The following is a 10,177-nucleotide window of genomic DNA, read 5'->3' as shown; positions in this document are numbered from 1 at the left end:
CCCTACGACACCCGAACCGTCGATGCCGCGCTTTACGTCGACCTGGCGCGCGAGTGGAACCGCCAGGTGCCCCGAAACCAGAAGGTGTACGTACCCGAGCCCCCGCCCTTCGACGAGTTCCTGGAAGACCCCTCACCGGACGAAACCCTCCAATGGATGGAGACGTCCGCCGCCGAGGGCTACGGTCTCCTCCTCGACTGGTGACCCCACCCACGCCAGGTCATCCTGCGGCTTGATGGCCTCTCGCGGTTTCTCGCGCACCCGCCCGAAGGTCCCGGTGCCGCGTGTAGTAGGGATGGGCGCACAGCAGGAGGAGCGTCATCGGCACGAGCACGATGGGGCCCGGCTTGAAGGCGATGACGGCAAAGGAAAGCCAGGCCACTCCGAGGGCCAGGTTGGCGTCACCGGCCCGATGCGGCCGACTCCCAGCGCCACCGGACCGGCGGCGGCCAGTAGAACGTTCATGTGCACTCCCCTCGGACGGCTGAGCACACGCGGCCCGTCGGCCGCCACGCTATGGAGATCATTCCGCGTGCGGGGTTTCGTGGCGGGCGATGAGTTTTGCGGTTCCGGGCGGTCTCCTTACCCGAGAAGGGAGACATCACATGGCGACGAAGGTCAACAGTAAGCAGTACGAGCTCGACAAGCAGTTCACGGCGTCTCTGCAGAAGAGCCCTGCCAAGGGCGGCTGGACCTATGTGATCTGGCCCGAATCCGCCGAGTTCTTCGGGACGCGCGGGCTGGTCAAGGTCAAGGGGACGGTCGACGGGCACCCGTTCCAAGGCTCGTTCATGGCGCTCGGGGACGGCAATCACAAGCTCGCGGTCAAGGCGGAGCTCCGTGAGGCGCTGGGCAAGGACGTCGGCGATGAGGTCACCGTCCACCTGACCGAGCGCCTCGGGTGAGCTGATGGCAGGGTTGGGGCTATGCCCTCCATCGTGCCTCCGCCCGCGCTCGTCCGGAATGCCGTAGAAGTCTGGGGCGCGGCCGGTCGGCGATGGCTGGACACCCTGCCCGCGATCGTCGACGCCGTGGCCCGCGATTGGCGGCTGCGCGTAGGACGGCCGTTCGAGCTGAGCTACCACTGGGTGGCCGAGGCGACGCGGGAGGACGACGGCTCGGCGGCGGTGCTCAAACTCGGACCACCGCAACCGGGCCATCTCGACATCGAGGCGGCGGCTCTCCGCTTCTACGACGGCCGGGGCGCCGTCCGCCTGCTGGCCCACGACCCGGCGCGCGGCGCGCTCCTGCTGGAACGCGCCACGCCCGGAACCATGGCGCGCTCCCTGGTCCCGGCCGAGGACGAGGAGGCCACGGCCGCCATGATCGCGGTCATGGGGCGGCTGCATCGCACGCCGCCCCCGCCCGACTGCCCGCTGCCGGATCTGTCCACGGAGAGCACCTCGTTCAAGGACCACCTGCGCCGCTTCCCCGGAGACGACCCACTGCCACGCCACCTGGTGGAGCGCGCGGGACGCCTCTTCGACGAACTCTGCTCGGACGGCACCGACCGGGTCGTCCTGCATGGCGATCTCCACCACGACAACGTCCTGCGGGCGACTCGCGAACCGTGGCTGGCGATCGACCCGCACGGCTATGTCGGCGACCGCGGCTACGAAGCGGGGGCACTGCTCTACAACCCCGATCCGGACGACCGCGACGACGACCTGCTCAAGCTGGTCCCGGCGCGCGTCGCACAGCTCGCGGACGGCATGTCCCTCCCCGTCGAACGCGTTCGGGCATGGGGCTTCGTGACGGCCGTCCTCTCCGAGGTCTGGACGGCCGAGGCCTGGACGCCACTCGAGCCGACCGAGCCCACCCGAGCTCTGGACGTGGCCATGCACCTGCTCCCCCGCCTGTCATGACCGGTCAAGCGGCATCCGGAGCCCAGGTCCCGTGGAACCCGAGCGGCACGCGCACCGGCAGGTGGACGGTCGCGACGGGCTCGCCGGTGAAGTCCTGCGAGGCGATGATGACCAGGTCGGTGGCCTGCCGGTCGGGGTCGAAGGCCAGGGCCATCAGGTATCCGTCGTCCTCGGCGGAGGCGGGGCCGGACGGCACGAACACCGCCTCCCCCACGCCGGACCCGGCCGGGAAGAGCCGGGCCTCGGACGACCCGTTCGCGTAGTCGTGCTTCATCAGCGCCTCACCGGCCTGGTTCTGGACGATCGCCTCCGCCGTCACCGTGTACCCGTACCGGTGCGGGCGGGTGATGAGCCGCTCGTCCACCCGGGGGAACTCCTGGGCGCGGTCGTCGATCGTCTCCTGGTGGACGCTGCCCCCGGCGGGATCGATCGTCCACCGGTCCAGGGTGGGCGGCGGGTTGCCGTCCAGCCGTCCGTCGTGCATGAAGCTGGGGAAGGACACGAGGTCCACCACGACGCGGTCGCCGTCGTCGTAGGCGTTGAGCGTGTGGAAGACCCAGCAGGGCGGGATGTCGATCCACCGGACGTCGGCGGTGCCGCCGGAGCGCGGCATGATGCCGACCCGGGCGGGGTGCTCGGGGTTCCACGCGTACGGGAGGGACCGGCCTTCCTCGGCCATCCGCATGGAGAACGTGATGGGCAGGTCGTAGATGACGACGTACTTCTGCGTCAGCGCGAAGTCGTGGACCATCGGGGAGCCGGCGACCGGGATCTCCACCGACCGGACGATCCGCCCGTCCGCGCTCAGGACGGTGTACTCCAGGTGCTCCCAGCCGAAGAAGTACCCGATGGCGTGGAGTTCGCCGGTGTCCGGGTCCTTCTTGGTGTGCGCCGTGTAGCCGCCCTTGAGGGTGCCGTCGAAGTCGCAGGGGCCGAGCGTGCGGAGTTCGTGGTCGAGCCGGTACGGCCTGGCCCCGGCCTCGATGAGCGCGTAGGTCTCCCCGGCGTGCTCGATGACGTGGGTGTTGGGCGAGACGTCGAAGCCCTCGACGGCGGGCCCCGCGGCCCACGGTTCGCCGAGCCGCTCCGCGACGTCCCGTGAGCGGACCCAGCGGTTGCGGTACCACTCGGCGCGGCCGTCGCGGAGCCGGATCCCGTGGACCATGCCCTCGCCGGTGAACAGGTGGTAGGAGGCGCCCTCGTCCGGTCCGAGCGGGTTCGGGCCGATGCGCAGGTAGCGGCCGCGCAGGCCGGCCGGGATGCGTCCGGTGACGGGCAGGTCGTGGGCGGTGACCTCTTCGGTGACGGGCGCGAAGAGGTCCTGCAGGTAGGGATTCCTGGTGTTCGTCATGCTGGCCTCACTTCGGGTCTTGGACGGGTGGCGGTGCGTCGACGAAGAAGCCGGAGGCCGCGCCGCGCATGAAGGCGTCGAGGATGGCCTCCGGGTCGTCCAGGTGGCCGCCGAGTTCGAGGCTGACGAAGCCGTGGATCCCGGCCCAGAACGACGCCGCCACGTGGCCCGGGGCGGCGTCGATGAGCAGGCCGGCGGCGGCGCAGGCGGCCACGGCGTCCTCCAGGACCGCGTAGGCGGAGGCCGCCGTGGCCATCGCCTCCTCGCCGGGCTGGAACCCGGGGACGGTCTCGCCGAACATCAGCCCGTAGTAGTTGCGTTCGGCGAGCGCGTTGGCCCGGTAGGCGCGGCCGAGCTCGCGCACGTAGTCGCGCGGGTCGGGGTGGCGCGGGACGGCGGCGAGGCGCTGGCGGAACCGCTCGAAGCCCTCGATGAAGAGCGCCTCGGTGAGCCCGGCCTTGCCGCCGAACATCCGGTACAGGACGGTGGTCGAGCAGCCGACCTCGGCGGCGATGCGGCGCAGCGCGAGTGCCTGGGATCCCTCGGCGGCCAGCAGGCGGCTGGCGGCGTCGAGGATCGTCGTCCGGATCGCCCGGTCGCCTTGCCGCTGGGCCAGCGCGTACGCGCTGGGAGCTGCGGTTTCCTCGTTCATCGGCCCTCGCAGTAACAACGTTTTTGACCAGTAACACTGTTATCGCACACCCCCGGCGGAAGGTCAACCTTCAGCGGGCCGGTGACTGAATGCCTTTCATCCGGCCGACCGCACCGCCGTGGACCTCGCGGGCCGACCGAGGATGAAAAGTATTCACCGTGGAACGGTTGCGGCGGGACGCGCAACGTTTCAAAGACTCAATACCTTGGCCAGAGTTTCTCTAGTGCCGGTCCGGTCGATCTCATCAAGGTGATCATTGAATCGCCCAGGAGCTCCGGCGACAGGGGCTCCGACGACCGGCAGACCGGCCGCGGCGGCTGGAGTTTCGAGGAGCACGATCGCACGCTGGCCCGGCTCGCCGCGCGGGAGAACTTCCCGGTCGCGGCGCGGCTGCTGCCCGCCCGGCACCGCGCCGGGCTGCTCGCCGTCTACGGATTCGCGCGGCTCGTCGACGATGTCGGCGACGAGGCGCCGCCGGAGCAGCGGGCCAAGCTGCTCGGCCTGGTGGACGACGACCTCGACCGCGTGTTCGCCGGGCGGACGCCGCACCTGCCGCAGCTGCGGCGGCTGGCCCCGGCCGTCCACGCGCACCGGCTGCCGGCGGAGCCGTTCCGCGACCTCGTCCGGGCGAACCGGCAGGACCAGGTCGTCCACCGGTACGAGACGTTCGGCGAGCTGACGGAGTACTGCGCGCTGTCGGCCGCGCCGGTGGGACGGATCGTCCTGGGGCTGTTCCGGGCGCACCGGCCCGGCCTGGTCGCGGCGTCCGACGACGTCTGCACGGCGCTGCAGATCATCGAGCACTGCCAGGACGCCGGCGAGGACTACCGCGCCGGGCGGATCTACCTGCCCGGCGAGGACCTGCGCCGGTTCGGCTGCGCGGAGGACGACCTCGCCCGCCCGGTGACGCCGACGCGGCTGCGCGGCGTCCTCGCGCTGGAGGCCGGCCGCGCCCGCGACCTGCTGGACGGCGGCGCCGCGCCGCTGCTGGCGGGGTTGTCGGGCTGGGCGCGGGTCGCCGTCGCGGGCTACGTCGCCGGTGGACGTGCCGCGCTCACCGCGCTGGAGCGCGGCCGCTACGACGTGCTCGCGCGGCGCCTGCGCCCGCGGCGGCCCACGTTGCTGACCGGATGGGCGCGAGCCCTCGGAACGGAAAGGGGGAGGCGATGACGGTTTCGGAAGCGCGGGTGCGTCCCGGCCAGGTCGTCGAGGCGTACCGGCACTGCGAGCGGGTGGTGCGCGAGGAGGCCCGCAACTTCTCCTACGGGATCCGGCTGATGCCGGTCCCGAAGCGGCGGGCGATGAGCGCGATCTACGCGTTCGCGCGCGGCATCGACGACATCGGCGACGGCCCCGACCCGGCGTGCGTGCGGCTCGACCAGCTCGACCGGTCGCGGCGGCGGCTGGCGACGGTGCAGGACGTGCTCCGCGGCCACGCGGGCGTCCAGGAGCTGGAGGGCCATCCGGTGCTGACCGCGCTGGCGGACGCCGCGGGCCGCTTCCCGATCCCCCTGGACGCGTTCGACGAGCTGATCGACGGCTGCGAGGACGACGTCCGCGGCGCCGACTACAAGACGTTCGACGACCTGCTGCGCTACTGCCAGCGGGTGGCGGGGACGGTCGGCCGGCTGTCGCTCGGGGTGTTCGGCGGGCAGGGGCGGCTGCGCGCCGAGGGCCTCGCGGACTCGCTCGGCGTCGCGCTGCAGCTCACGAACATCCTGCGCGACCTGCGCGAGGACCGGATCGCGGGCCGGATCTACCTGCCCACCGAGGACCTGGAGCGCTTCGGCTGCACCCTCGACCTGGACGACTCCGGCCGGTTCGTCGATCCGCCGTGGCGGCTGAACGAGCTGGTCGGGTTCCAGGCGGAGCGGGCGCGGGCCTGGTACGCCGAGGGCCTGCGGCTGCTGTCGCTGCTGGACCGCCGCAGCGCCGCGTGCACGGCGGCGATGGCGGGCATCTACCGGCGGCTGCTGGAGAACATCGCGGCGCGCCCGGCGCAGGCCCTGAACCAGCGCGCGTCGCTGCCGACCTGGCAGAAGGCGGTCGTCGCGGCCCGCGCGCTCTCGGGGGTGGAGCGGTGAGCGTCGTGATCGTGGGCGGCGGGCTCGCGGGCATCAGCGCCGCGATCGCGCTGCAGGAGTCGGGCGTCCCGGTGACGCTCGTGGAGTCCAGGCCGTGGCTCGGCGGCGCGACGCACTCGTTCGGGCGCGGCGAGCTGTGCGTCGACAACGGCCAGCACGTCTTCCTCCGGTGCTGCTCGGCGTACCAGGGCCTGCTGCGCAGGCTGCGCGCCGACCACCTGGTGGACGTGCAGGACCGCTTCGACGTGCCCGTCCTGCGGCCGGGCGCCGCGCGGCCGGCCAGGCTGCGGCGCTCGAAGCTGCCCAGCCCGCTGCATCTGCTGCCCGCGCTCGCCGGATACGCGCCGCTCCCCGTCACGGACCGGCTCCGCGCGATCCGCGCGTCGGCGGCGATCCGGCGGCTCGACCCGGCCGACCCGGCGCTCGACGCCGTGTCGGCCGGGGCGTGGCTGGCCGGGCACGGGCAGCGGCCGTGGGCGCGGCAGGCGCTGTGGGGCCTGTTCCTGACGTCCGCGCTGAACGCCGAGGTCGACGACGCCGCGATGGGCCTGTCGGCGATGGTGTGCCGCCGTGCGCTGTTCGGGCGCGCCGACGCGGCCGACATCGGGCTGCCGCTCGTCCCGCTGGAGGAGCTGCACGGCGGCCCGGCGCTGCGGCGGATCGCCGAGATGGGCGGGACGGTCCGGCTGAAGGCCAAGGTGGAGGCCGTCACCACCGACCCGAAGGTCGTGGTGGACGGCGTCCCGATGGCCGCCGACGCGGTAATCATGGCGGTGCCGCACGAGGCGGCGGCGCGGCTGCTGCCCGCGCAGGCGCTGCCGGACCCGCTGCGCTGGCACGAGCTGGACGCGAGCCCGATCGTGAACGTCCACGTCGTCTACGACCGCAAGGTGATGGACGGCCCGTTCGCCGCGGCGGTCGGCTCGCCCGTCCAGTGGGTGTTCGACCGGACGGCGGTGAGCGGCCTGCGCCGCGGCCAGTACCTGGCGATCTCGCTGTCGGCCGCGGACCGCTGGATCGACATGCCGACCGCCGAGCTGCGCGCCCGGTTCGTGCCCGAGCTGCGGCGGCTGCTGCCCGCCGCACGGGGCGCGGCCGTGCGGGAGGTGTTCGTGACGCGGGAGCGGCGGGCGACGTTCCGGCAGTCTCCCGGGAGCGCGTCCGTCCGGCCCGCGGCGGCGACGCGGGCGCCGGGCCTGTTCCTGGCGGGCGCGTGGACCGACACCGGCTGGCCCGACACGATGGAGGGCGCGGTGCGCAGCGGTCTGACGGCCGCCCGCCTCGTCCGCCGCCACCTGGAACACCCCCAAGACCGCTACCTGGAGGGGGTGAGGGACCGGTGACGACCGTTCCGGTGTCCCTGACCGATGTCCGCGAGCTGGTCGACGGGGCGCTGCGCGCCGCGGTCGGCCGGCTCGATCCGCGCACCTACCGTGTCGCGGCCTACCACCTGGGCTGGACGGACGAGGAGGGCCGTCCGCGCAAGAACCCGGCGGGCAAAGCGCTGCGTCCGGCGCTCGCGCTGCTTTCCGCCCGCGCGGCCCTGGCCCCGCCGGAGAGTGCCCTACCGGGAGCGGTCGCGGTCGAACTGACCCACGCGTTCTCGCTCCTGCACGACGACATCATGGACGGCGACCGGACCCGCAGGCACCGTCCGGCCGCCTGGACGGTCTTCGGCGAGGCGTCCGCGATCCTGGCCGGTGACGCGCTGCTCGCGCTCGCCGTCGAGGTGCTGCTGGAGGCGCCCGGGCAGGGGTCCGCGCGGGCGGCGCGCGCGCTGACCGCGACCACCCGCCGGCTCATCACCGGCCAGGCCCTCGACATGGACTTCGAGACCCGCAGGCAGATCAGCGTGGACGAGTGCCTGGCGATGGCGTCCGACAAGACCGCCGCGCTGCTGGCATGCTCGTGCTCGATCGGGGCCGTCCTGGACGGGGCGCCGGAGCCGCTGTCGGACGCGCTGGACGCGTTCGGCGCCGACCTCGGCATCGCGTTCCAGCTCGTGGACGACCTGCTCGGCATCTGGGGCGACCCGGCGACGACGGGGAAGCCCGCGCTGTCGGACGTCCGGTCCCGCAAGATGTCGCTGCCGGTCGTCGCCGCGCTCAACGCCGACAGGCCGGAGGCCGCGCGCCTGGCCGAGCTGTACGCCCGCCCCGACCTCTCCGAGGACGAGCTGGAGGAGGTCGCCGCGCTGGTGGAGGCGGCGGGCGGGCGCGCGTGGGCCGAGATGGAGGCGGAGAGCCGCATCCAGCGCGCCGCTGAGCACCTGGTCTCCGCGCGGCTGCCCGAGCCCGTCCGCGCCGAGTTCCTGCACGTGGCCGACTTCGTCACCCGCCGGGACCACTGATGACGGCGACAGAGGACATGACCGGGACCCGGACGGCGGCCGACGCGGTCGAGGCCGCGCGCGAGCATCTGCTCCTGCTCCAGTCACCGGAGGGCTGGTGGAAGGGCGAGCTGCAGACGAACGTCACGATGGACGCCGAGGACCTGCTCCTGCGCGAGTTCCTCGGCATCCGCGACGAGGACGACACCCGCGAGGCGGCCCGCTGGATCAGGTCGCAGCAGGCCGCGGACGGCACGTGGGCGAACTTCCACGACGGGCCGCCCGAGCTGTCCACGACCGTCGAGGCGTACGTGGCGCTGCGGCTCGCCGGGGACGCGCCCGCCGCCGACCACATGGCCCGCGCCGCCGCCTACATCCGCGGCGAGGGCGGCATCCCGGCGACGCGCGTGTTCACGCGTTTCTGGCTGGCGATGTTCGGCCGGTGGCCGTGGGACGAGCTGCCGGTGGTGCCGCCCGAGCTGATGTTCCTGCCGCGCTGGTTCCCGCTGAACGTCTACGACTTCGCCTGCTGGGCGCGGCAGACGATCGTCCCGCTGACGGTGGTGGCGGCTGTGCGTCCCGTCCGGCCGCTGCCGTTCGAGCTGGACGAGCTGTACCCGGACTACGACGTCCCGCGCACCGCCGGACGGCCCAGGTCCGGCTGGGACGTGGTGTTCCAGGCGCTCGACAAGGCCCTGCACCTGTACGAGCGCCGCCCGTCGAAGGCCGTGCGGAGGGCGGCGCTCCGCCGGGCCGCCGACTGGATCATCGCGCGGCAGGAGCGGGACGGCTCGTGGGGCGGCATCCAGCCGCCGTGGGTGTACTCGCTGCTCGCGCTGCACCTTCTCGGCTACGGCCTCGACCATCCCGTCATCCGGCGCGGGCTGGACGGGCTCGAACGCTTCACCGTCCGCGACGAGAAGGGGCGGCGGCTCGAAGCGTGCCAGTCGCCCGTCTGGGACACCGTCCTCGCCATGAACGCGCTCGCCGACGCCGGCCTCCCCACCGGGCACCCCGCCCTGGAAAGGGCCGCCGGCTGGGTGATCCGCGAGGAGGTCAAGGGGCCCGGCGACTGGTCGGTGCGGCGCCCCGAGCTCCCGCCGGGAGGCTGGGCGTTCGAGTTCGACAACGACTGCTACCCGGACGTCGACGACACGGCCGAGGTCGTCATCGCGCTGAACCGCGTCCAGCATCCGCTGGCCGAGCCCGCGATCGAGCGGGGCGTGCGGTGGATGGCCGGGATGGTCTCCAGGGACGGCGGGTTCGGCGCGTTCGACGCCGACAACACCCGCGCGCTGTGCCGCAGGCTGCCGTTCTGCGACTTCGGCGAGGTGATCGACCCGCCGTCCGCGGACGTCACCGCGCACGTGGTCGAGGCGATGGCGCACCGCGGCATGGCCGACTCGCTGCTGGTCAAGAAGGCCGTCGTGTGGCTGCTGAAGGCGCAGGAGCCGGACGGCTCGTGGTTCGGCCGCTGGGGCGCCAACCACGTGTACGGGACGGGCAGCGTCGTGCCCGCGCTGATCGCGGCGGGCGTCCGGCCGGAGAAGCCGGTGATCCGCGACGCGGTCGGCTGGCTGGAGCGCCACCAGCGCGACGACGGCGGCTGGGGCGAGGACCTGCGGTCCTACCGCGACCGGTCGTGGGTCGGGCACGGGGCCTCGACCGCGTCGCAGACGGCGTGGGCGCTGATCGCGCTGCTCGCCGCCGGTGAGCGCGGCGAGTCCGTGGAGCGCGGGGTGCGGTGGCTGGTCGAGCGGCAGCGTCCGGACGGCACCTGGGACGAGGACCACTACACCGGCACCGGATTCCCCGGCGACTTCTACATCAACTACCACCTGTACCGCCTGGTGTTCCCCCTCAGCGCGCTGGGCCGCTACCTGAAGGGTTCGTGAA

Annotated in this window: 10 protein-coding genes; 8 read left to right on the top strand and 2 right to left on the bottom strand. The window is 73.1% G+C overall.

Translation table 11 applies throughout. The features are described 5' to 3' along the window. From E1264_RS43145 to E1264_RS05800, 3 genes are all read left to right on the top strand, one after another. On the top strand, window positions 1-204 hold a 204-nt coding region (locus E1264_RS43145; protein ID WP_165964025.1), incomplete at its 5' end, for a hypothetical protein. Between the two features lie 401 nt (window positions 205-605). After that, a complete protein-coding gene (locus E1264_RS05805; protein WP_132170314.1) occupies window positions 606-905 on the top strand; it encodes a DUF1905 domain-containing protein in 300 nt (99 codons plus the stop codon). Between the two features lie 21 nt (window positions 906-926). After that, window positions 927-1,865 carry an aminoglycoside phosphotransferase family protein gene (locus E1264_RS05800; protein WP_132170312.1) on the top strand — a complete coding sequence of 313 codons (939 nt, stop codon included), beginning with the start codon at window positions 927-929 and terminating at the stop codon, window positions 1,863-1,865. A 4-nt stretch (window positions 1,866-1,869) separates the two neighbouring features. On the opposite strand, the gene E1264_RS05795 is transcribed toward E1264_RS05800, so the two are convergent. Then, window positions 1,870-3,216, bottom strand: coding sequence for a carotenoid oxygenase family protein (locus E1264_RS05795; RefSeq protein WP_132170310.1), 1,347 nt, complete (start codon window positions 3,214-3,216; stop codon window positions 1,870-1,872). A 7-nt stretch (window positions 3,217-3,223) separates the two neighbouring features. Continuing rightward, window positions 3,224-3,868 (bottom strand): TetR/AcrR family transcriptional regulator, encoded by a 645-nt coding sequence (locus tag E1264_RS05790; RefSeq protein ID WP_132170308.1) that lies wholly within the window; start codon window positions 3,866-3,868, stop codon window positions 3,224-3,226. Window positions 3,869-4,117: 249 nt separating this feature from the next. On the opposite strand from E1264_RS05790, the gene hpnC reads away from it, so the two are divergent. From hpnC to shc, 5 genes are read left to right on the top strand one after another with little or no spacing between them, the layout of a single operon-like run. Continuing rightward, window positions 4,118-5,038: a squalene synthase HpnC gene (gene hpnC, locus E1264_RS05785; RefSeq protein WP_243710772.1), complete on the top strand. Its 921-nt coding sequence runs from the start codon at window positions 4,118-4,120 to the stop codon at window positions 5,036-5,038. Next, window positions 5,035-5,952: a presqualene diphosphate synthase HpnD gene (hpnD, locus tag E1264_RS05780; protein WP_132170306.1), complete on the top strand. Its 918-nt coding sequence runs from the start codon at window positions 5,035-5,037 to the stop codon at window positions 5,950-5,952. The genes hpnC and hpnD overlap by 4 nt, the downstream gene beginning before the upstream one ends. Next, window positions 5,949-7,295: a hydroxysqualene dehydroxylase HpnE gene (gene hpnE / locus E1264_RS05775; RefSeq protein WP_243710771.1), complete on the top strand. Its 1,347-nt coding sequence runs from the start codon at window positions 5,949-5,951 to the stop codon at window positions 7,293-7,295. The genes hpnD and hpnE overlap by 4 nt, the downstream gene beginning before the upstream one ends. Continuing rightward, window positions 7,292-8,302: a polyprenyl synthetase family protein gene (locus E1264_RS05770; protein ID WP_132170304.1), complete on the top strand. Its 1,011-nt coding sequence runs from the start codon at window positions 7,292-7,294 to the stop codon at window positions 8,300-8,302. The genes hpnE and E1264_RS05770 overlap by 4 nt, the downstream gene beginning before the upstream one ends. Further along, complete coding sequence (gene shc / locus E1264_RS05765; protein ID WP_132170302.1) at window positions 8,302-10,176, top strand: squalene--hopene cyclase; 1,875 nt, start codon at window positions 8,302-8,304, stop codon at window positions 10,174-10,176. The genes E1264_RS05770 and shc overlap by 1 nt, the downstream gene beginning before the upstream one ends. Window position 10,177: the final 1 nt, after the last annotated feature.

This window comes from Actinomadura sp. KC216 (assembly GCF_004348535.1).
Classification (GTDB): Bacteria; Actinomycetota; Actinomycetes; order Streptosporangiales; family Streptosporangiaceae; genus Spirillospora.
Note: the sequence above shows the minus strand (reverse complement) of the source record. Positions and strands in the feature narration are given on the sequence as shown.